Source organism: Shewanella sp. 1311, assembly GCF_059338235.1.
This window is the reverse complement of sequence record NZ_CM181686.1, coordinates 4,216,257-4,237,980: the sequence shown is the minus strand read 5'-3', so window position 1 is coordinate 4,237,980 and position 21,724 is coordinate 4,216,257. Positions and strand designations below refer to the sequence as shown.

Genomic DNA, 21,724 nt, shown 5'->3' with positions numbered 1-21,724 from the left:
TTTGAGAAAACGAAATCAAGGTAGGAAAATTGAACGACATCAGGCTAATGCTGGAAGCGATAACACCTTAAGCAATAGTGCCTGAAACTATATTTTCAGAAACAATCATGCCTAAAAAATAATGCCTGAAGTCGCGTTAAAATGCGGGCTCAGCGCTGGCTTCAAAGCCAAACTGGAACTCATAAAAATGCTGACCATTTTCAATACTGATGGCCATAGTGCCCGTTAATCCTTGCAACTCGCCCGCGCCGGAATGGGGAACCACTTCTAAGATCAAACGGTTTTGTCCATCGGTCATAATGCCAAAATGTTGCAGCACGAAACTCCCCTGCTTACCACACACCTTGCCAACCACTTGCTCAATCGCCACATAGCCAGCCGAGCCTTTGACTGACGTCATTGCACTGAGCATTTCCCCTTGGCTTCGGCCCTCAAGCTCGCCATAAAAGGTTTTATCTAAACCCATACGCCCAAGCGTCACACCGCCCACACCCGTAGCATAGGTGCTATCTGGAGTGAGCTTAACATCAAATTTCCCAGTGATTTTGCTAACTTGCATGACACTCTCCTTGTCAAAACATTATGCCAAGTCTATCTACCCGAGAATGCTTGCCGCTGCGGCAAGCATGATTCACGGAACGAAAAATAACTTAGCACAAGCCTGCGCAGATCCATAATGCATTTACTCCCGACCCGTTGCGCACGACTACTCACTACTGATTTATGTTAATGATGCCAGTTTCGCTGACTGTCACCTCTAAGGTTTTGACGATTTCAGGGCTTTCAGACATAGGTTGGTCAGGCGCTCTATCGCGATAAGTCACGGCAATTTTGAATGGAGCTTCGAAGGGATAAACAGGTTCAATATTGTCCACCTCAATGCGATCACCCAGCATAACGCTGCCTAAATGCTTCAAGTTATTGTGTTCAAAATCGAGGCTAAACAAGCCAAGATACCAAAATGCCCCCGAACCTTGAGTCGTCACAATAAACGGTGCCACAAAGGGCATAGTCTGCATTTTAGGATCATCTTGAATGGGCGCGTTACTCTGGGTGTCGGGCTCTAAAGCGGGATCGAAATTTAACGGCGTAATGCGCAAATAATCCAGTAATACTCGGCCTTTTACCTCGCCATCTTGATAATCGCCCATTGCAAATTCTGTTTGCTTGATCTTAATAAAATGGGTCAATGCAACCGATTTACCGCCCTCTGGTAGGGTAATTTCAAACGGGTTAGCGGTATTTAAGCTAAAGAGTTTAAGCATCACTTCCGACGCATTCGCCACCGGCTTAACCTCCAGCGGTGTCACCACTTCGACCTCATTGGCCTGTGCCTGCGTTTTTTCCTGCGCCATAGCCTCGTCGTATTGCATGACCTTACCATCTTCCATCACCATATAAATATCATCATTGGTCATGTTGAAACGGTAAATACCTGCGGCGAGTATGGCTAATATCACTAAGGTGCCCGCTAAGGTTAACTTTACAAACGTACTCATTTTCTCTCCCCAATCGCGCGCTTTGTGCGCTGCTTTTCTAACACTGATCAACTTCAAATCAATGTCGGAGCAGTATTACAGATACTGAGTTAAAGCGAAGTGGGTAAAGTGTAAAAAAGTGACGCTATTTTGAAATTTGTCAGGCTAAGTTCAGCAACATGTCCTTTACTCGGTGAATATTATGGGCCGAGTAAATACTCAGCCCAACACTTAGCTACTTCTCGTTTTTCCACAAGGCTGGGGTTTGACTCGGTTGCCAATTACTTTGGGAGAAATGGGCTTGCACTAAGGAATAGATTTTATCTTGATACGAGACAAAATCAGGCTGCTGATAATCATGCTGATCCTGCCAAGCGGGGGCATAGTTATCTAGCGTGTCGAAACGGTATCCTTGGCGCTGCGCCTCTTCCACGAAGCGTTTAATTTTAGGCAAATTGATGGTCGCACCTTGACCACGGTGCGCATTCTCAAACAGGAAGTCGTGGGTCAAGATCACCACTTTACCGTCGTGCAAACCATCGCTGCAGTCTAAGTTCTGCGTGCGACTGTTGAGAGGGTTCATTGTGGTGCCCGCACAGGTGTTGATCACTTGATTGATTTTATCCACCAGCTGAATCCCATCGGCCATAGATTCGGCTGGAAAAGCCACGCCCCAATCCTCTGGCCCCCAATCAAAGTCCCAACCAAATATTTTATAATCACTCTCGGCGAGCATGTTTTGAATTTGCACCGCAACTTGCGAACTGTTGGTAGAGGTTTCGGCGGTACAAGCAAAAGCAGGGTCCCAAGGCGGCACAGTATCAGAGGTTGCACACAAGCCGTCACCTTTAAGTTTACTGCTCACTCGCCAGCCATTGGTATAGGGCAAACGCGCCAACTTAGTCATCTTGTTGTTGGGATAACTGGCGGCATTAGGAATAAGTTCAACCACTTTGGCGGTATTCGTCACAAAGTAGGTAAAGTCGGTAGCCGCATCTTGATAGGATTTAACTGGCCAGAGACCCACTTGATTGCAATAAACTGCCCCCGATTGCACACCATCGGTGCAGTTATGCAGCATATGATCGTAACTGTGGTTTGCCAGAATATGACCATCGTCTAGCAAACGTTGTAAGGCGACAGCCGCTAACGCTTCGTTTTCATCCCCTTCGCCATACATATGAAAAGCATTGATAAAGAACGTCGCCTTGATATTGGCATCCTTTAGCGCATCCAATACCCCTAAAGTCGCGTCAATTGGACCATCATCAAAGGTGAGGTAAATGGTTTTATCGCTGGCGTGGGCAAGACTTACGCTCGCTAAACAGAGTCCAACTGCGGCGGCTATCGATTTCAGTTTCATGATCTCATCCTATAGATAATGTTTGAGGCTAATGATTAAAAAGCAATGAGTTAACGCCAATGCATCTCTATTCGCACACAGTCTCGCACTCATTCGCTCGGCTTATCTATAGTGAGTAATCTAGCCGGCGTTAGTTATACCATCCTAGCAACAAGCCATACTTTTCTACGCTAAGTCGTTAAATCGTTAAATCGTTAAATCGTTAAATCGTCCATCAGCATTCAAGTTGAAATCACCGCCGCCCTCGCGTTAAACACAATAGAAAAATACCAATCCTAGTGTGAAAAGTACCGCATCAACAATTCGATAACAGGTAAGTTAACTGGAGAAAAAACAACACTAAAGCACTACAGGGACGCTATAACATGTCAGAAGGTCAACTATTTAAGAGCTCTTTGCTCGCATTGTGTATCGCTAACGTCTTATTCGGGATGAGCTCAACCGCAGTCGCGGCGGAGCAACAAGAGGCAACGGCAGAAAATATGGAGGTGATCCAAGTCCGCGGCATACGTCGCTCGATTGAAGCCTCGATGAATACCAAACGCTTTGCCGACTCCACGGTCGATGCCATCACCTCGGAAGACATAGGTAAGTTTCCCGATAAAAACATCGGTGATGCGCTGCAGCGAATTTCAGGAGTCACAGTCGATAGGCAATACGGCGAAGTAAGCGGTGTCACTATTCGCGGCACAGCGCCAGAGCAGAGCCGTATTTTGCTGAACGGTCAAACCGTTGCCAGTACTTCTTGGTATGACCTTGGTCCCGCCACGCGGACCTTCAATATGGAATTATTGTCGGCAGAGCAAGTGAGTGCGGTTGAAATGCACAAAACCCCGACCGCCAGACTTGAAGAAGGTGCGCTGGGCGGTACTGTCGATCTCAAAACCCGCAAGCCCTTAGATCTCGATGCCCACACCTATCAAGTCGCTGGCGAGCTGAGCCAAAGCAGCCTGTACGATGAAACAGACCCGAGTGGTTCTTTCCTAGGGAGTTGGAAAAATGACGACGAAAAGTTCGGCATTTTAGGCGCCTATTCAGTAGAAAAAATTACCAGTGGCCGCCAAGTGCTGGAATCTCTCAGTGGTTATTATGAATACTTCGCCGCCGATCCCGCGCAAAATCAAGAATCTACCGTTGGCGCTTGGGGCATAGGCTCGCAGGCATTTAGAGCGGAACGTGAACGGACCAGCGCCCAAGTCACACTGCAATTTGCACCAACTGACAAAACAGAGTTCACCTTAGATTACTTTAATTTTGAACTCGATATCCCCCACGTAAACCACAACTTCTTAACCGTTGGTGCGCGCGGTTCGGGCTCCACCAACGTAGTGAACAACGCCCAAGGCGGCACGGCATCGGCAACGATTCTACCGGCGTATGCGTCGATTATTTATAACCCTGTGGTACGCCACGCGGTCAATATGAAGTCTGACGTACTCAACTTAACCGGAAAATACATCGGAGACAGTTTTACGGTGAGTGGCGTCATTGGCCAATCGACCTCAGATGGCGGCACCCAAGGCGGTTCATCTTCTTGGTGGATCCCAGCGACGGATCAAGGCGGTAAAATTGGCGACCCCGCCTTCCCTAATGGTCAAGGCAGTGTCGATGGTGGCTTTAGTTACGACGCCACCGGTCCCTACCAAGTGGTGCTGACGAGTTTAGATGCTAACGATGCCAGCCAATTCAAGCACGCCCAAGAGGCGAACTACGAAACCACAGTGCAAGATCATAAAGTGACCTACGCACAGTCCGATTTCGAATATCAACTCGACCATGATTTTATTAACAAAATTGCGGTCGGGATTAAGTACAACACCAGTGATTTCGAGCGTAATGCCTTCAACCGTAACCCCGCAGAAATCCTAGGTTTCGTGCCTAATGGCAACCTAGCCAACTGGAGCGATGGCGTGCTGTCTGGGCTACATTCCCAGAGCGGCGGCAATGTGCTCGACTCCTATGCCAAGTTAGATGAAGACAAATGGTGGGCCTTTATCAGCGAGAAATACGCCAATGGCGAGTTAGTGGAAGTCGCCGATCTCGGTAACACCTTCACTGTCGAAGAGGATATGTTGGCCCTGTACGCCCAAGCGGATTTCAGCGGCGAATTCTACCGTGGTAACTTTGGCGTGCGTTACGTTAACACTGACCAAACCTCAACCGGTTTTGCCGATGGCAAGCCCTACAATGAATCCGTCAATTATGATAATTGGCTACCGAGCATCAACGTCGCCTTCGATCTGCAAGAAGATTTAATCCTACGTGCTTCGGCCTCTTCCGTGATGGCGCGTAACAACTACAGCGATCTCAAACCTGGTTTAGCCATAGCGAAAAACTTTGGTACTGCTACCGGCGGTAATCCAAATTTGAAACCCTATAAGGCGAATCAAGCCGACCTTGGCATCGAATGGTACTTCACTGAATCTTCTATGTTGTCGGCGGCCTTGTTCTACAAAGATATTGATAACGTAGTGTTTGTCACTGAGTCGACTCAGTACATTGAAGGTTGCGGCGCGTCAGAATCCGAGTGGGATAAATGCCGCGTCACAGCCCCAGCCAACGGCGGCAGCGGCTCAGTGACTGGGCTTGAAATCCAGCTACAGCATAACTTTGAAAGCGGTTTTGGCTTCTTGACCAACTACACCTATGTTGACAGTAAGAGCACTCGACCCGATGGCACTGAACAAATGATTGAAGGCGTATCTGAAAACTCCTTCAACGGCTCACTCTTCTACGAAGATGATCTGTTCAGCGCCCGTATCGCCTATAACTGGCGTTCAGAATACTTAGGCGTGGGTAACATTCAAAACGTGTTAAACGACAGCTATCAACAAGTCGATGCCTCGATTATTTGGCATGCGATGGAGAACTTAGATGTTTCACTCGAAGGGGTAAACTTAACCAACGAAGTAGTGCAATCCTATGATGTTAAATACGGATTAACCCAAAACACCATCGAATTTGGTTCACGCTATTTCGTCGGTGCCAGCTACAAATTTTAAACTTAAGTCACACCATAGCCGACCTTAGGGTCGGCTTTTTGCGTTGATAATGCAGCGGGGATAAGCCATGAAAGTAAAGCAAGCAATCAGAAAAATCATTATCTTAGGTGGCGGCACCGCAGGTTGGATGGCCGCGGCCGCCCTCGCGAATAACCCCGTATTTGCCGCCATTGAACTCTGTTTAGTGGAATCGGACAACATAGGCACTATCGGCGTTGGCGAAGGCTCTACGCCACACCTAAAACGCTTTATGGACAACTTAGGCATTAGCGAAAAAGATTGGATGGAGCAATGCCACGCCAGCTATAAAACCGGCATCGACTTTATCAATTGGAATGGTGACGGGCAGCAATATTTCCACCCTTTCTATTTTCAAATGGATGTAAAACCCGCCGAAGTCTTTTTTATCAACGCCAATGCAAGACGCCGCGGTCATGGCAGTGCCGTTAAACCCGATGCGTTTTTCTCTAGCGGCGTACTGGCCAAACACAATCTCAGCCCAAGGCCGAAGAAAACACTACCCTGCGCTAACGAATACGGCTATCACTTCGATGCGACTGAGCTGGCCAACTACTTAAAAGATTATGCCTGCCAGCGCGGCGTACGGCAGATCATTGCTGATGTGGTTGAGGTTTCAACCACCCAACACCAGCAGATTGAGACACTGATCCTGGCGAATGGCGAACGACTTAACGCCGATTTTTTCATCGATGCCAGCGGCTTTAGCGCTAAGCTAATCCATAAAGCCCTAGGCGTGCCCTTTCAATCCTTCGCAGATGAGTTACTCAACGACAGCGCCGTTACTGTACCTGTATTAATGGATCCCATTCAGACTCAAGCACAGCAGGCCAAGTACCATACCCGCGCCACGGCGCTCAGTGCGGGCTGGCTATGGCAAATCCCCCTCACCCACAGGCTTGGCAATGGCTATGTTTATAGTAGTCGCCACCTCAGTGCCAATGCCGCGGCTAAGGAATTATTGCACAGTGTAAATTTACCCGAGTCGACCCAAGTGCGGTTTCTCAAGCTGCGGGTCGGCGTCAGTGACAAGGCTTGGCACAACAATGTGCTGGCGATAGGGCTTGCGCAAAGTTTTATCGAGCCGCTCGAAGCCACGTCGATCATGATGACTCAGTTCACCCTTGAAAGATTTATGTCGTTATTCGAGCGCTATCAATTAAATAAGCAGGCAGAAACCTTAAGTCGACAAACATTAAATCAAGCAGTAATGCAGTTAGTGCTCGGCATAAAGGATTACATTCAGGCCCATTATGTCACCAGTCAGCGCAGCGAAGCTTATTGGGTGGCAGCGAGAAAAGTCGCTATTTCCCAAAGGCTGACGCAACTATTAAAAGCTTGGTATCAAGGGGAAGACTTTGATTTACTGCTTTATCAATACGATCAGCAGCTAGCCTACTTTCGCCCTTCTTGGTATGCGCTATTAGCGGGAATGGATTACCGTGACCCTAAACTGAAGCGCCCATTTGAGCCGATTTCAGCGGAGATCACGGCGCAGGCGATAAGCTATTGCCAAACCTTAGTGGAGCAGTATTTTCAGCCTAAGCATTTGTGATAGTAAGGGTTAAATCGCTCTTTGTTTACTGCTAAAGCGCTGACGAAAGCGACTCGGCGTGACGCCTTTAAATTGAATAAAACGTCGATTGAAATTAGATAAATTATTGAAACCACACTGATCGCTGATGGTTGAAATCGGGCTCTGGTTCGAGAGTAATAACTTGCACGCCTTAGCGATCCTGAGTTGATTGATAAACTCAGTTAAGGTTTTCTCGGTGCGTTTTTTAAAGAAGCGATGGAAATGATTGGTGCTCATGTGCGCCAACTTTGCCAAGTCCTGTGCCGACAAGGCCTGAGTGTAATTGTCATAAATATGCTCAATCACTTTATCGAGCTTTTTCACGGTAAAGTCGAGCTTACTGCCGTGGGTGAACAAGGTACTGGACAAGAGTTCTTGCTGACTATCCTGTTGTAATAACGCTAATAATTCCAATAACAAAATATAGCGTTTAAAGGGATTGGCCGTCTCCATCGCGATAAACACGCTATGCGCCTTGCGCGCCGTTTCCTCACTAAACAACACGCCCCGTTTGGCATGGGTCAAAAGAGAATGCAAGGATGCTAACTCGCGCTGCTCATTCACAATTTGGTGTAGCCAGGCTGCGGGAATTTGTGCCACATACACGACTTCCTTCACTCGACTTTTCGAAGCGGAGCCCTTCAAACTGGGCTCTTTCAAACCGACCGCAGTTGAAGTGCCGCCTTTCAAACAATCGTTCTTTGAAGCCTCGTCAGGTGAAATATCAAGGTTAGCCTCGGATTGCCAGCCGTGGGGCATGTCTGGGCCGATGATCACTAAATCATAATCGCCATAGCGGGCAATATGGTCGCCCACATAACGCATGCCATAACTGTTGAGGGTTAAGCAGATTTCGTACTCGGGGTGATAATGCCAGTTGAGATCCATGTGGTCCCATTCATAGCGAAAGTAACGCCAAGAGCTGTTTTCATCGGGGATCACTTTTTCACACAGAGGTTTCATCCATTAAACTCCAGTTACTCATTCCTTTACCTTAGCTTCAATCAGCTCTTACAGATCAACGCCATTCACTCAAGCTAGCAGTTATTCCATCCTGTTAAATTATTCAATTACTTAAACCTTATTTTTAATGCAAGCCTTGACCTATCAGCTCGGCTAAATCGCTGTGCCTCGCGCACTATTGTCTATAGCAAGTCAGCCCTACAGTGATACTCAACTCCGTTACTCTAATACTATTCTATCCAATGTTAATTAAAGGTAACTATTTTACAAGTAAACACTTTATTAACAGATACTAAAACACGGTTTTACCTATGCCTATCCGCAGCAGCTAACTGCAACTCGTATCTATCGCCAGTATCTATCGCCAGTATTTACAAGTATCTACAGCCCGTATTAACTGCACCTGATGTAAATCAGCCAAATCTGCGCGAACACGATTTGCATATGTGAGAAAAGTATCGACAGAGGCACTATTCGTATCACCGCCATAGCGAGCGTCAGTCCACAATGAATTTCACTTAATTCAATTGGCTAAGCACATGAAACACAAACTCATCATTCTGTTTGTCCTCTGCACTTTCTTTGTGATTTCCTTGATGACCAACAGTATGGGGCCGATTTTCCCTGCGTTAATTGACAGTTATGCTATCGGTCTGACGTTGGCGGGGCTATTTCCCTTTGCGTTTTTTATCGCCTACGGCGTGACATCGATTCCTGCGGGAATTTGGGTGGACAAGTACGGTGAAAAACGGGTGATCATCTTAGCCTTTAGCCTCGCGTTTATCGGCGCCGTCACTTTTGTGTGTCTCCCTACCTTTAGCATCGCCATGTTTAGCCTGTTTTGTATCGGCACTGGCATGAGTTTATTGCAGGTAGCAGTGAATCCCTTACTGCGCCAAGCCGCGGGGCCTGAGCACTTTGCCTTTTTCTCCGTACTGGCCCAACTCGCCTTTGGCGGCGCCGCAACCTTAGCGCCGCTGGTGTACCAGCATTTTGTCGCCTTAGATCAAGCCAGTGCAGCATCCGCAAACTATGTGCAACAGCTATTGCCCGAGAACATGAGTTGGCTTGCCATGTACTGGTTATTTGCCGTGGTCGCACTCGCCATGGTGCTCTTTGCAAGCCTAGTGAAGATGCCCAAAGTGGATAAATTGGCGGATGAGTCGGCGGGTGCACTGGAGACCCATTTACGCCTTTTCAAAGATAAAACCGTTTTGAAATTCTTCTTCGCTATCGCCGCCTACGTCGCACTTGAGCAAGGGCTTGCTAACAGTATCTCAGTCTTTTTGTCGCAATATCATGGTCTTGATACCTTAAGTGTCGGCGCCAATGTGGTTAGCGATTTTTGGTTTTACATGACGCTCGGCTGCCTACTCGGTTTGCTGCTACTTAAGCTTATCGACAGTCAGATCTTGCTGCTCAGTTTTTCCCTTAGTTCACTGGTTTGTTTTCTGGTGGCGATTTGGGGACCGAGCCAACTAGCATTAATTTGTTTCCCATTGGTTGGCTTTTTCATTTCTATCATGTGGTCGGTGATCTTCTCGCTGGCGCTCAATTCTCGCGCCCAAGATCATGGATCATTCGCTGGCATTCTCTGCACTGGCATTATCGGCGGCGCGTTTATCTCGCCGATCATTGGTGTTATCAGTGAGCTGTCCGGCGAGTTACGGTTCGGGATGTTAGTGCTGTTAATCCCTATGGCTTACATAGGTTATGTCGCGCTAACGGCTCGCCCCTTGATTAAAAACACCACCCTATTTTCAACAAAAGCGGCATCAAAGAATGACGGTTCTAAGCAGATGGCAACAACCAACACGAGAGGCAACAAGCTATTATGAGCGTCCTATGTTTAGATCTTGGGGGAACTAAACTGATGTTGGCACAGGTGGAAGGTAAAACCTTACTCGACACTTGGCGGTATCCCGTTCCCGCCGATGGCAATTTCGAACAGTTATTCGATTTCCTCGTGACCTGTATCCACAGCCATCTCACGCCTGAAACCTATGGTATTTCCATCGGGATACCCGGCATGGTGGATATGCAAAGCGGCACTTTACTCGAAGTGCTCAATATCCCTGCGTTGACGGCAACGCAGTTAGCCCAGCAACTGCAAAATACCTTTGAAATGGATGTGGTTGTAAATAACGATGCTAACCTCTTTGCCCTTGGCGAAGCTGTGCTCAACAGCAATCAAGACATGCTCGGGATTACCTTAGGCACTGGCGTGGGCGCTGGGGTGATTTTTAATGGTCAGTTGTATTCGGGTAAACATTGCGCCGCAGGTGAAATCGGCAGTTTGAGTTATCGCGATGGCATTATTGAGCACTACTGCTCGGGGCAATACTTCACCACTCACCATCACATGAGTGGCGAACATTTGTATCAAAAAGCCTGTGAAGGTGATAGCCAAGCGCTACAAGCCTTCGCCCATTTTGGTGAACACTTGGCGCACATGATCGCCCAAACCTTACTGGTATACGATCCCAAAGATATCGTCCTTGGCGGCTCAGTCAGCAAAAGCTTTCCCTTCTTTATTGAAGCGCTTAAACAGAAATTGCAAAGCTTAGTCTATGGCCCGCAACTGGCGGACTTGACGATTTCAGCCAGCCAACATCACAATGCGGCACTCATAGGTGCCGCGCAGTGGTTTTTACAACAAAAGGACTCAGTTAAGTGAAAGGACTAACGAAAGAGAAAGGTAAAATAAAGTGGCAGAGGATTAAGACGGCCTTAGTCAGCGGCATAATGGCCGTGCTTCCCGCGATGCCTGTGCTTTCAATACTTGTTATGCCATCAGTACAGGCAGCCAACGCCGTGCAGGAGGCAAATCATGTCGCACTTAATCAATTGGCCGATAAGCTCCAATTAAATTATCAGTTAACCGCCAGTTATCTTGAAACCTGTCCCGCAAAAGAAACCCAATGCTATCGCTCTGCCATTGAGCTGACCTTGCCCGCTCAGCTATCTAGTGACAAGCTATCCAGTGAAGAGTTAAATCACGGCGACTGGCAAATTTATTTCAGCCAATTATCGCCTGTTTATTTCGTCGATGCGGGTGACTTTAGCATTGAGCATATCAATGGCGATTTACATAAAATCACTCCTAAAGCCAGCTTTAAGGGCTTCGTCGCCAATCAAGTTTATCGTATTGAGTTTTATAGCAAAGGCAGCCAAATCACCCGTTCCGAGTTTATGCCAAACTTCTTTGTCGCTATGGGCGATAAGGCGCAGGTTATCAAGAGCACCCAAACAAAGCGCGATCCAGAAACCGGTTTAGCCGAGCAAGACTACCTGGCGCCTTTTAATGCAGAGAAACAATTCTTACTGGCAAAAAACGATGCAACCCCCTTTGCCGATGGCCAGTATTTAGCCGAGCAATATCAAGCCTTAGCCGCAGACAAAGCACCAGACATTAGCGGCAAACTCATCCCCACGCCACTTCACAGCCAAAGCCTAGACTCGGCGCCTTTATCCCTTGCCAAAGGTTATCGACTCACGGCTGCGACTGTCAATTTTAAAGGACGGCAGGCGGCGTTTGATTACCTCGCCAGTTTAGGCTTTGTGGCCAAGGACAAAGGCACGCCGCTGTTATTGCAACTCGATACTCAAAATCCTAAAGTCGCCAGCACTGAAGCCCATGATAGTGAAATGAAAATAAGCGAAGCCTATCGGTTAACCATAACGGCCAAGCAAATCAGTATTCGAGCGGGCAGTGAAGCGGGACTCTTCTATGGCCTACAAAGCCTAGCTGGGCTGATCAGTTTAAGTGACGATCAACTCGTCGCCATCGAGATCCAAGACCAACCTCGCTACGCCTTTCGTGGCCTGCATATCGATTTAGCCCGTAACTTTCACTCGCTCGATTTTATAAAACGCATCATTCCACAGCTCGCCGCCTATAAAATCAATAAGCTGCATTTGCACTTAGCCGACGACGAAGGCTGGCGTTTAGCCATACCCGGCTTACCCGAACTGACCGATGTGGGCGCAAAACGCTGTTTCGATTTAACCGAGCAAACCTGTTTATTGCCACAACTAGGCAGCGGAATTGCGGACGTTAATCCCGTCGATGGCTACTTAACCGTGGCACAATACCAAGAAATATTACAACTGGCTGATGCTCACCATATCGAAATGATCCCCTCACTGGACATGCCAGGGCATTCCCGCGCCGCGATAAAATCCATGGAGGCGCGTTATCACCATTATCTATCCAAGGGAGACAAAGCTAAGGCGGAGGAGTTTTTACTGACTGAATTTGCAGATAAAACCCAATATTCGTCGATTCAGTATTATCACGACAATACACTCAATGTGTGCTTGGCGAGCACCTACCACTTTATCGATACTGTGATTGATGAAGTCAAAAAAATGCACCAAGCCGTAGGCGTTCCCTTAGTGCATTACCACATAGGTGCCGATGAAACCGCGGGCGCTTGGGTCGACTCTCCCGCGTGTATCGCAATGAAGCAACAAAAAGCCGATGAGTTAACCAGACTGCATTCGCTCAATGGTTACTTTATCGAACGCGTTGCTAACATGCTGGCAGATAAAGGGATTATTGCCGCAGGTTGGAATGATGGCATGGGTGAAGTGCGCCCCGAAAACATGCCCCCCCAAGTGCAATCTAATGCTTGGTCGCTGATTTCGGATAACGGTCATCAAATCGCCCATAAGCAAGCCAATTTAGGCTGGAAGGTGGTGATCTCAACGCCGGAAGTCACCTATTTTGATTTCCCCTATGCTAGCCATCCAGATGAGCGCGGCAATCATTGGGCCTCGAGGGGGATTGACAGTTTTAAGGTGTTTAGCTTTATGCCAGACAACCTGCCCGCCCACGCCGAGCGCTGGCGTAACACGCTTAATCAGCCCTTTACCTTAGATGATACTCAAAGCCAATTGCATGCTGGCCGCAGTTTTTATGGCTTGCAGGGGCATCTTTGGAGCGAAATGGTGCAATCGGACGAGCAAGCCGAGTACATGTTATTCCCGCGCATGGTCGCCCTCGCCGAACGGGCATGGCATAAGGCGCCATGGGAATTAGCCTATGATTATCAAGGTAAAATCTATAGCCAACAGACTCAATATTTTGCCAGTCAACTCAATGGCCAAGCCGAACAAGTCCTCAAACAGGATTGGCAAACCTTCGCCGCAGTTTACGCCAATAAAGTGCAGCCTAAGTTAGCAAAAGCGGGAGTTTTCTACCGCATAGCACCACCTGGGATTCTTGTTGAAAATCAGCTGTTAGTGCTCAATAGCTTATATCCCAATGCCGAGCTGGAATACCAACTCGACTCAGGACCTTGGCTAAGCTACCGCCAAGCTTTCAAGCTTAATGATGTCAAACACATCCGCGCCAGAGTCAAAGATGGTACGCGTTACTCTCGCCCATCGACTTGGCAAAGCTCCCTCTAATCGTTCATCGCACAATATCGGCCATCACATATGATGGCCGACGCGTTAACGCACAACTGATGCCGCTGATATTTGTTTTTTTGAAACGCTCACGTTATCAATCTGAGATTACGACTTTATGCTTGAAGCTCTCTAAAAAGTTAATTAATTATTTAAAATCAAATTGCTACACGGCTACCTAACAGGGTTAATTTATTACACCTCTCTTAGGTTGAATAAATTTTGCCTTAGCAGTCACACACGCGATATCAGCCACATAAAGTGAGGCTTCCAATTGGTACATTCCCATACGCTGGCTCACGATTCGGCCGACAATTTTAATGGCATCTCCCACCTTTATTGGCGCAACAAAACGCACAGTCATTTCAGCAGTTAATGCTTTTATGCCCTGCATAAACAAACAATGGGTCATAGCGGCATCCACTAAGGAACTGGCAACGCCTCCATGTAGTAGGTTGTTATAGCCCTGAAGCTGGCGATTGACCTTATGATAACCCACAACCTGATCCTTACCGTCAGCAAAAAACTTACACTGCAACGACAAAGGGTTTTGAGTCGCGTCGCCACAGACAAGGCATTGGCTGTGGCTTTGTTTACAATCTTGATAATTGTTCACGCTGCACCTATTTATTGATGGATGTAAATGGTTTTAAAATCCATCTTTAATGCTGTTATTCACTAAAAACGTGCATTAACCATTTGATAAGTTTTATAGCCACCACTGAGGTTGCGTACCTTAAAACCATGTTGCACTAACATCCGATAAGCGACATGCCCGCGCAGACCCACTTGGCAAAATACGAGCAGTTCTTTGTCTTTAGGAAGTTCATTGAGCCTGTCTCTCAGTACTGGCAACGGAATATTAATCGCACCAACAATGGCACCCACTGCCGTTAGCTCGCTCGGGTTGCGCACATCGATAATGACTTGTTCAGCCGTCAGATGATCTAGTTCCTGAGAATGGCAAATGGATTCATCACCTAATAAGACGTTTGCAGCCACCATGCCGGCTTGATTCACTACATCACGCGCCGAGCCAAAGGGTGGTGCATAAGTGAGTTCAAGATCGGCTAAATCATAAACTGTCATTCCTGCCCGTTGTGCTACTGCTAACACATCAATGCGTTTGTCGACGCCATCAATCCCAGCGGCTTGAGCCCCTAAAATACGGCCGTTATCAGGGCAAAACAACAGCTTTAGGGTAATGGGATGTGCTCTAGGGTAATAGCTGGCATGGCTAGCGGTGTGCACATAAATCTTTTCAAACGGAATAACTTGCCTTAGCAAACTCTTCTCGTTTAACCCCGTTGAGGCGATTGCCATATCAAACAATTTACAAATTGCAGTACCTTGGGTGGCACGATACAGCTTATTGCCGCCAAGCATATTATCTGCGGCTAATCGACCTTGACGATTGGCGGGACCTGCGAGTGGAATAAGTATTGGATTACCTGTAACAAAATCATCAGTTTCAATCGCATCGCCTACGGCATAGATGTCCGGGTCAGAAGTGCGCATACTGGCGTCAACGTAAATTCCACCGAGCTTGCCTAAGGTTAAACCGCATTCAGATGCTAAGCGGGTTTCAGGCTTAACACCTATGGCAAGGATCACTAAATCTGTAGCTAAGCTGCTGTTATCACTCAAATCTAAATGTAGATGGTAATGAGGAAACACTGGCGTATCGTAGTCATCGGTAATGTCGGATTCAGCCGGTTGAATAGGACGCTCATGAACTGCGGTCAATCCTGTTTTTAAACGTAAATCCACGCCATTATCGACTAATTTTTGATGCAGTATATTGGCCATTTCAACATCGACCGGCCCCATCACTTGGTCGGCAAGCTCTAGTAAACTCACCTCTAATCCTCTATGTCGTAGTGCTTCTGCCATCTCTAAACCAATAAAGCCACCACCGACGACAGTGGCATGCTTAGGTTTATGCAGCAGAAGGTTAGCTAACACCTTATCCATATCGGGAATATTTCGCAGGCTATGCACAAAATGACTATTAATGCCGCTAATTGGAGGTTTGATTGGCGAGGCACCTGGACTTAGCAACAACTTATCATATGACTCTTGATAGACTTCATCTGTGAGCAGATTACGTATGCTTAACTGCTTGGTTTGTCGATTAATTGCAATCACATCATTAAACACGCGCACTTCAATATTAAAACGTGATTTAAAGCTTTCAGGCGTTTGCAGCAACAAGGCCTCTCTAGACTCTATCTCACCGCCAATATGATAAGGCAAGCCACAGTTCGCAAATGAAATAAACTCGCCTCGCTCTAACATGATAATTTCAGCAGTTTCTGATACACGTCTTGCTCTTGCTGCTGCAGATGCGCCACCAGCAACACCGCCTACAATCACTATTTTAGTCATGTTCTTCTCCAATAAAATTAACGAATAATATTTCGTCTATCTACCCGATTTGCTCTCAAGCTTTTGCTTACAATCAAAACAGTGACCATAAATATTAAGGCTGTGATGATCGATACTCATACCGTGACGTTCAGCTGCTAACCATAAACGTAAGTCAATCAAAGGATCGGCAAACTCAACTAACTTGCCGCAAGTTAAGCAGATTAAATGCTCATGACGCGGTTTCCCATTGAGCTCATACATCGCATTTTCAGACTCAAAAAACCGCCTTACCACTAAGCCGGCTTGTTCGAAATGCGCCATGATTCGGTACACAGTATTTAGGCCAATGGTCTCGCCCTGCGCATTTAACCCCTGATAGATATTTTCGATGGTTAAATGTTGCTTATCGACTTGAGTTAAAAACTTAAGCAACTTGCATCTTTGAGTGGTGACTTTGAGGCCCGAGTCTTTCAATACTGCTTGCATTACACTTACCTAGACACGTCGATACGCGTTACCAGTGTTCAATACTCAGTTGATATTGTTTGTCATCAGCGCTTTACCGTTGATTAAGCTATCAACCACCTTATACCTTGCCCCTTTAACTAAATTCGCCAAGGTTTGACGTGATACACCCATTGATTTAGCCGCTTCCTGTTGCTGCATACCGAGTAAATCAACTAAGCGCATAGCCTCGATTTCGTCCTCGGCCAGCGGCACCTGCTCTAACTGTGTCATAGGAATGCCATTAGGCTTAAAACAGATATTGGCTCTTTGGCCACAAATAGTTCTGGGGATTTTTGGTCTGACCATGTTACACCTCGTTTATAGCATATGCCATTTATATTCGATTTAGTTCTCATATGCAACCTATATCAGTAGACGAGGAAAATGCTAAAAGCGGCCTAAGCCATGAAAGCACCGTTCGCTATTTGCATTTGAGCTTTTCAATATCACCTAAACTCAGGCTATAATCGCCACAACTAAGGCAAATGCCGATTGACAGCGTCGTGAGTTGCTCATTTTTAAGCCATATCATTCACTCAATTTTTAAGGATTTCACTGCCGATGACAACTGCTTCTACTAGCCCCTTTGCCGTGTTAAATCAAACCACTGCGACCTCGTTCAATGAGCAGAAGAATCTGATTAAACGGGTATTTAAAGGTAAGCCAGTGCAATGTCCTAGCTGTAAACAGACATTAAAAGTGATATTGCCTGAGCAGGCAAAGGCAGAACAAGCGGCAGGAATTTACTGTGCCAAAGGCTGTACTGATATCGAACTCGATATGGAAGCCGTCGCGGGACTCTAGCAAATTAGAATCAAAACTTTTGCCTGAAAACTTTTGAATTAACACTACGGCGGTATTACGAATAACTCGCCGTAGCAGCATTAATTACTTCGCTATTTATTGACATTGTTCGAGCGAAGTTCAATCTTTTCAAGACTCAAGACTCAAGACACTTGCCATTGCCATTCGAGTAAAGGCTCAGCACTCGCTTGCAGACCCCTGCTCAGCGTGACGTTAAATACACTTTTAGCGGGAATCACTCCCACGCCCTTGGGGGTGCCTGTCATCACAATATCGCCTTCATCGAGACTGATAAATGCTTGCAACTCGGACAATATGGTCTGAGGTTTGTAGATCATTAAATCGATACGCCCCTCTTGCACCAAGTGATCGTTGATACTCAAAGTAAAATGCAGCGGCGCCTCGGCATCATCAATCGCCACAAAGGGACTGAATAATGCAGCCCCATCGAAGGCCTTTGCCCGCTCCCAAGGCAATCCCTTGGCTTTTAACTTGCTTTGTAAATCACGTTTAGTGAGATCTAAGCCAATGGCAACGCTGCTAAAACGGCCATCTTGAAACATAAAACACAGCTCGGTTTCATAATGCAAGGCTTCACCTTGATGCTCAGAAAGTAGCTCAGTCGACATCGCCGAATTGGGCTTTAAAAACACCACCATGTCGTCGGGTATGTCATTGCCCAACTCATGGATATGGTCGACATAATTACGTCCAATGCAGACAATTTTTGTCGGCACGATACACTTTTCACCCAACACGACTGATTTCATTTTTAATCCTTTTTACGATACGGTCGAGATTATTTTTAAATAATCAAACCAAGAAGTTAACCTTAACTAGCGCTAAACTCTTAATAGAATAATTCACTTTACTTGTGACGAACTCTGCTACACTTGAATTAATATTTCAATAAAAACAGCGATCTAATCATTAATAAACCCATTTTACAGGGACAGTCATAGAAGAGGTTTTCGCACTATGTTGACGCTTACCATAAAACAAAAAATCATTTTTAGCTTTAGTGCCATCGGCGCCCTGCTCATCGCTGGCAGCAGCTTCTTCTATTATTCACTCTCACAAGTACAAACCGCCTATCAAAATATCGAAACCTTAGCCGTACCGGTGCAAAAGCAGAGTAATAGCTTGCAACTGGTACTGTTGAAAATGTCACGACTTGCCACCTTGGCCCACAGCCAGCAAGACACAGCTGCCTTAACCAAAAGTCAGCAAGCATTTACAGCGCTGCAGAAGAAATATCAAAGTATCGAAAATGAGTTAACGGAGCGAGTGGCAGATCAATCTAAGATGCAGACTTCCCTGCACGAGGCGCAGGCTAGATACCAAGCCTATTTGCAACAAAGCCAAGCCATGTTTAGTGCGAAACTCGCCAATGAACAAGCAAAGCAGCAATACCAACAACTTTTCCAACGCTTTAACGATGCCAAGACCAACGCCAGTAATGCGATGATCGATCTCGAAACCCTGTCCATCCCCGATAATCCCACTCTGCTCGAAGAGATTGTCGGTACAGGCACGCGTATCGACGACATGTTGTATACGCTAACCAACACTATGGGAGAGCTGATCCACACTCAAAGTTTGGAGGTGATCCAATCGCACCAGCAAGATGTCAGCATCTTACTGGGTAACCTCACCACTAACTTTACCTTTTTAAAACAACAAACTGATGGGCTTGATACCTTAGGCTTGCTGCAAACCTTCGAACAGCAATATGCGATTATCAATACCTTACTCGCAGCCCCTGCCGAGCTTTATAAAACACAAGAAGCCGTGGTTGAGGCGCAGCTTCAAGCCGAGCAACATTACCTTGATGCCGATAAAGAATTTAACGCCAATAATCTCGCCTTAGACAAGTTAATCACCTTAGCCGATCGCCGATTTAGCAGCCTGCAAACTATTGCTAGCAATGCCATTGAGCAAGGGCAAACCTTAGCGATAGTGCTCGCATTGGTGTTTATCGTTATGGTGAGTTTTATTTCCTTCTTCACCTCCAAGGCCATGCTCAATCCATTAGCCTTAGTGAATGGCGCACTCGCAAGCATCGCCCGTGGGGATTTATCTAAACGCATTCACAAACGCCATGATGATGAATTTGGCGCCCTAATTGATAACATGAATACCTTGAGTGACGATCTTGCCAAGCTATTAACCAATATCAGCCAAAATGCCCATTCGCTGGACAGCTCAGCCACCCAAACCAATGAGCAAGGTCAGCGCATCGCCAATGCCGCAACCGCGCAAATCAGCCGCGTAGATGAAACTAAAGCCTTAGCAGAACAGATGTTTACCAGTTCTAATTTGGTGACAGAACAGGCCAGTGAGTCAGCGAAACAAATTAGCCAAGCCTCGAAATACGGCAATCAAGTGAAGCAAATTGCCGATGATAATCGCAATAAAATTGCCGAACTGAGCGCCCGTTTAAGTAGTTCGGTTGAGGTCATGTCTCGCTTGAGCATTCAAAGCGATAATATTGGCAGCATTTTAACTACCATTAGCAGCATTGCCGAGCAAACCAATTTGTTGGCTCTGAACGCCGCGATTGAAGCCGCCAGAGCGGGGGAACATGGGCGAGGTTTTGCCGTCGTGGCCGATGAAGTGCGATCCCTTGCCTCACGCACTCAAGCCGCCACCGCCGAAATTCAAACCATGATCACGGCCCTGCAAAAAGAAACGTCCACGGCAGCCGATGCAATTACTACGGGGCAAAATCAAGCAAATGAGTGTGTCGGACAAAGCCAAAATCTGCAGGATGCTATCACCTACATAGAAAGCACTTTGCATACACTCAATGACATGGGTCTAGAAATCACCCACGCCGCCCACGAGCAGTTAGATTACAGTCAACGTATTGAGTCAAGCATGAGCGAGGCGGCGCAAGCAGCGGATCAAAATGCCAATGAAGCCATGGACATGGCCAAACGCAGCAACGAAGTCACCACGCTTGCCCACTCACTCACCAGCTCAGTGGAACGGTTTAAACTCTAGTGAGTTTAGATATTTGGGAATGTCGAAAATGGCATTCGTAGGATGACTAGGCAGAAGTTAGCGAAGTAAAAATAAGCACTTAAAAAGGATCACAGAAGTCGCAAAACCATCTTAGCGACTTCTGTGGCTGTATATCCAATGCCAACAAGTCTGCGGTTAAGCATATTCCATCAAAAATTCATCGAGCTGTTCATTGGCCATTTCAATTTCGTCGCCTTCAAACTGGGCGATATGGAACATGCCCTCGCCTTCGTTAGTAACGGGAATATTGCTGATCCCTATGATGATGCCGTCGGTTGGTGCACGAATCGCAACACTATCACCGCCGTGGGGGCTGACGATATGGGCGATAATATAACCCTTAGTCACCCGCTGGCCGAGCTTAAGCTTCATATTCACTAAACCATCGGACTCGCTGCGCACCCAATAACTGCGAATGGCGCTGACACTCGAACCCTTATTAGTCACCCGCCCTTTTAACATGCCTAAACTGCGCATCACATTGAGCACGCCCTTAAGGCCAGATTTTATCGACAATTCACTGAAACGTAGCGCCTCGCCCGCCTCGTACAAAATACACGGAATGCCCTGCTGATTAGCATAACCCCGCATGGAAACACTGCGCGCTTTTGAATGCATAATCAGCGGTGCACCAAAGGCATTCGCCATGGCCAGCATAGTCTCATCGCTGGTATCACAGCGAATTTGCGGCAAGTTGTCTCTGTGAATCGCGCCCGTATGTAAATCAATCACATGGGTTGCATGGACTAATAACTGAGTGGCAAACAGGTTGGCTAACCGGCTTGCCAGTGCCCCTTTACTGGAGCCTGGGAAGCAGCGGTTGAGATCCCGCCTATCGGGTAAATAACGGGATTGCTGAATAAAACCAAACACATTCACAATAGGCACCACAATCAAGGTGCCCGTCAAATTCTTAGGATTCACTCTGGCTAATAACCGCCGACAAATCTCGATACCATTGAGTTCATCCCCATGAATGGCGGCACAAACCAGCAAAGTTGGACCGGGTTTGGCCCCGTGAAACACTTCCACATGAATATCGAGTTGCGTATCGGTATACAACTTAGCGGCGGCCAGCTTGATCCCCAGTTGAGTCCCTGCTGTGACTCGTTTACCTGCTAATTCAAATGCTTCACGTCTTTTTACCATGGCAACTCCCTTGTACTATCGAATGATGTCCCGCGCGGCTGACTCATATTGG

17 protein-coding genes are annotated in these 21,724 nt (G+C 46.9%); 7 read left to right on the top strand and 10 right to left on the bottom strand.

What is annotated here, in order from left to right; translation table 11 throughout:
• Positions 1 to 136: 136 nt before the first annotated feature.
• The 3 genes from AC5YB3_RS18660 to AC5YB3_RS18650 form a co-directional block, all read right to left on the bottom strand.
• Entirely contained in the window at positions 137 to 559 is a 423-nt protein-coding gene (locus tag AC5YB3_RS18660) for a DUF3224 domain-containing protein (protein WP_006080939.1), read from the bottom strand.
• A 154-nt stretch (positions 560 to 713) separates the two neighbouring features.
• Positions 714 to 1,499, bottom strand: a complete 786-nt coding sequence (locus AC5YB3_RS18655) for a hypothetical protein (protein WP_432339984.1) — start codon at positions 1,497 to 1,499, stop codon at positions 714 to 716.
• 214 nt (positions 1,500 to 1,713) lie between these two features.
• A complete protein-coding gene (locus tag AC5YB3_RS18650; protein WP_494525916.1) occupies positions 1,714 to 2,841 on the bottom strand; it encodes a polysaccharide deacetylase family protein in 1,128 nt (375 codons plus the stop codon).
• Between the two features lie 365 nt (positions 2,842 to 3,206).
• Between AC5YB3_RS18650 and AC5YB3_RS18645 the strand changes: the two genes are divergently transcribed.
• Entirely contained in the window at positions 3,207 to 5,843 is a 2,637-nt protein-coding gene (locus tag AC5YB3_RS18645; protein ID WP_494525915.1) for a TonB-dependent receptor, read from the top strand.
• Positions 5,844 to 5,910: 67 nt separating this feature from the next.
• Complete coding sequence (locus tag AC5YB3_RS18640; protein ID WP_494525914.1) at positions 5,911 to 7,416, top strand: tryptophan halogenase family protein; 1,506 nt, start codon at positions 5,911 to 5,913, stop codon at positions 7,414 to 7,416.
• 9 nt (positions 7,417 to 7,425) lie between these two features.
• Here the strand turns inward: AC5YB3_RS18640 and AC5YB3_RS18635 are convergent, their stop codons facing one another.
• The gene (locus AC5YB3_RS18635; protein WP_494525913.1) at positions 7,426 to 8,400 is read right to left on the bottom strand and encodes an AraC family transcriptional regulator; all 975 of its coding nucleotides are present in this window, start codon (positions 8,398 to 8,400) and stop codon (positions 7,426 to 7,428) included.
• A gap of 539 nt (positions 8,401 to 8,939) precedes the next feature.
• Here AC5YB3_RS18635 and AC5YB3_RS18630 point away from each other — a divergent pair.
• From AC5YB3_RS18630 to AC5YB3_RS18620, 3 genes are read left to right on the top strand one after another with little or no spacing between them, the layout of a single operon-like run.
• Positions 8,940 to 10,238, top strand: a complete 1,299-nt coding sequence (locus AC5YB3_RS18630) for an MFS transporter (RefSeq protein ID WP_494525912.1) — start codon at positions 8,940 to 8,942, stop codon at positions 10,236 to 10,238.
• The gene (locus AC5YB3_RS18625; RefSeq protein ID WP_432320385.1) at positions 10,235 to 11,077 is read left to right on the top strand and encodes an ROK family protein; all 843 of its coding nucleotides are present in this window, start codon (positions 10,235 to 10,237) and stop codon (positions 11,075 to 11,077) included. Before AC5YB3_RS18630 ends, AC5YB3_RS18625 begins: the two co-directional genes overlap by 4 nt.
• On the top strand, positions 11,074 to 13,815 hold the full coding sequence (locus tag AC5YB3_RS18620; protein ID WP_494525911.1) for a family 20 glycosylhydrolase: 2,742 nt from the start codon (positions 11,074 to 11,076) through the stop codon (positions 13,813 to 13,815). The genes AC5YB3_RS18625 and AC5YB3_RS18620 overlap by 4 nt, the downstream gene beginning before the upstream one ends.
• A gap of 187 nt (positions 13,816 to 14,002) precedes the next feature.
• Here AC5YB3_RS18620 and AC5YB3_RS18615 read toward each other — a convergent pair whose 3' ends face one another.
• From AC5YB3_RS18615 to AC5YB3_RS18600, 4 genes are all read right to left on the bottom strand, one after another.
• On the bottom strand, positions 14,003 to 14,431 hold the full coding sequence (locus AC5YB3_RS18615; protein WP_006085190.1) for a PaaI family thioesterase: 429 nt from the start codon (positions 14,429 to 14,431) through the stop codon (positions 14,003 to 14,005).
• Between the two features lie 62 nt (positions 14,432 to 14,493).
• The gene (locus AC5YB3_RS18610) at positions 14,494 to 16,203 is read right to left on the bottom strand and encodes an FAD-dependent oxidoreductase (RefSeq protein WP_006085189.1); all 1,710 of its coding nucleotides are present in this window, start codon (positions 16,201 to 16,203) and stop codon (positions 14,494 to 14,496) included.
• A gap of 36 nt (positions 16,204 to 16,239) precedes the next feature.
• Positions 16,240 to 16,671 carry a transcriptional repressor gene (locus AC5YB3_RS18605; RefSeq protein WP_494525910.1) on the bottom strand — a complete coding sequence of 144 codons (432 nt, stop codon included), beginning with the start codon at positions 16,669 to 16,671 and terminating at the stop codon, positions 16,240 to 16,242.
• Between the two features lie 45 nt (positions 16,672 to 16,716).
• Positions 16,717 to 16,998, bottom strand: a complete 282-nt coding sequence (locus tag AC5YB3_RS18600; RefSeq protein WP_006085187.1) for a DUF134 domain-containing protein — start codon at positions 16,996 to 16,998, stop codon at positions 16,717 to 16,719.
• Between the two features lie 255 nt (positions 16,999 to 17,253).
• Between AC5YB3_RS18600 and AC5YB3_RS18595 the strand changes: the two genes are divergently transcribed.
• Positions 17,254 to 17,496 (top strand): hypothetical protein, encoded by a 243-nt coding sequence (locus AC5YB3_RS18595; RefSeq protein ID WP_006080930.1) that lies wholly within the window; start codon positions 17,254 to 17,256, stop codon positions 17,494 to 17,496.
• Between the two features lie 143 nt (positions 17,497 to 17,639).
• Here AC5YB3_RS18595 and AC5YB3_RS18590 read toward each other — a convergent pair whose 3' ends face one another.
• Positions 17,640 to 18,266: a fumarylacetoacetate hydrolase family protein gene (locus tag AC5YB3_RS18590; protein WP_413487812.1), complete on the bottom strand. Its 627-nt coding sequence runs from the start codon at positions 18,264 to 18,266 to the stop codon at positions 17,640 to 17,642.
• Between the two features lie 208 nt (positions 18,267 to 18,474).
• Between AC5YB3_RS18590 and AC5YB3_RS18585 the strand changes: the two genes are divergently transcribed.
• Complete coding sequence (locus AC5YB3_RS18585; RefSeq protein WP_494525909.1) at positions 18,475 to 20,502, top strand: HAMP domain-containing methyl-accepting chemotaxis protein; 2,028 nt, start codon at positions 18,475 to 18,477, stop codon at positions 20,500 to 20,502.
• Between the two features lie 156 nt (positions 20,503 to 20,658).
• Here the strand turns inward: AC5YB3_RS18585 and AC5YB3_RS18580 are convergent, their stop codons facing one another.
• Positions 20,659 to 21,672, bottom strand: a complete 1,014-nt coding sequence (locus tag AC5YB3_RS18580) for a succinylglutamate desuccinylase/aspartoacylase family protein (RefSeq protein ID WP_106649974.1) — start codon at positions 21,670 to 21,672, stop codon at positions 20,659 to 20,661.
• Positions 21,673 to 21,724: the final 52 nt, after the last annotated feature.

Excerpts from the sequence above, each read along its gene's own strand:
- AC5YB3_RS18655 (WP_432339984.1), bottom strand. The coding sequence starts at position 1,499 with ATGAGTACGTTTGTAAAGTTAACCTTAGCGGGCACCTTAGTGATATTA.
- AC5YB3_RS18650 (WP_494525916.1), bottom strand. The coding sequence starts at position 2,841 with ATGAAACTGAAATCGATAGCCGCCGCAGTTGGACTCTGTTTAGCGAGC.
- AC5YB3_RS18630 (WP_494525912.1), top strand. The coding sequence starts at position 8,940 with ATGAAACACAAACTCATCATTCTGTTTGTCCTCTGCACTTTCTTTGTG.
- AC5YB3_RS18610 (WP_006085189.1), bottom strand. The coding sequence starts at position 16,203 with ATGACTAAAATAGTGATTGTAGGCGGTGTTGCTGGTGGCGCATCTGCA.
- AC5YB3_RS18640 (WP_494525914.1), top strand. The coding sequence starts at position 5,911 with ATGAAAGTAAAGCAAGCAATCAGAAAAATCATTATCTTAGGTGGCGGC.
- AC5YB3_RS18595 (WP_006080930.1), top strand. The coding sequence starts at position 17,254 with ATGACAACTGCTTCTACTAGCCCCTTTGCCGTGTTAAATCAAACCACT.
- AC5YB3_RS18580 (WP_106649974.1), bottom strand. The coding sequence starts at position 21,672 with ATGGTAAAAAGACGTGAAGCATTTGAATTAGCAGGTAAACGAGTCACA.
- AC5YB3_RS18660 (WP_006080939.1), bottom strand. The coding sequence starts at position 559 with ATGCAAGTTAGCAAAATCACTGGGAAATTTGATGTTAAGCTCACTCCA.
- AC5YB3_RS18645 (WP_494525915.1), top strand. The coding sequence starts at position 3,207 with ATGTCAGAAGGTCAACTATTTAAGAGCTCTTTGCTCGCATTGTGTATC.
- AC5YB3_RS18635 (WP_494525913.1), bottom strand. The coding sequence starts at position 8,400 with ATGAAACCTCTGTGTGAAAAAGTGATCCCCGATGAAAACAGCTCTTGG.
- AC5YB3_RS18590 (WP_413487812.1), bottom strand. The coding sequence starts at position 18,266 with ATGAAATCAGTCGTGTTGGGTGAAAAGTGTATCGTGCCGACAAAAATT.
- AC5YB3_RS18585 (WP_494525909.1), top strand. The coding sequence starts at position 18,475 with ATGTTGACGCTTACCATAAAACAAAAAATCATTTTTAGCTTTAGTGCC.
- AC5YB3_RS18600 (WP_006085187.1), bottom strand. The coding sequence starts at position 16,998 with ATGGTCAGACCAAAAATCCCCAGAACTATTTGTGGCCAAAGAGCCAAT.
- AC5YB3_RS18625 (WP_432320385.1), top strand. The coding sequence starts at position 10,235 with ATGAGCGTCCTATGTTTAGATCTTGGGGGAACTAAACTGATGTTGGCA.
- AC5YB3_RS18605 (WP_494525910.1), bottom strand. The coding sequence starts at position 16,671 with ATGCAAGCAGTATTGAAAGACTCGGGCCTCAAAGTCACCACTCAAAGA.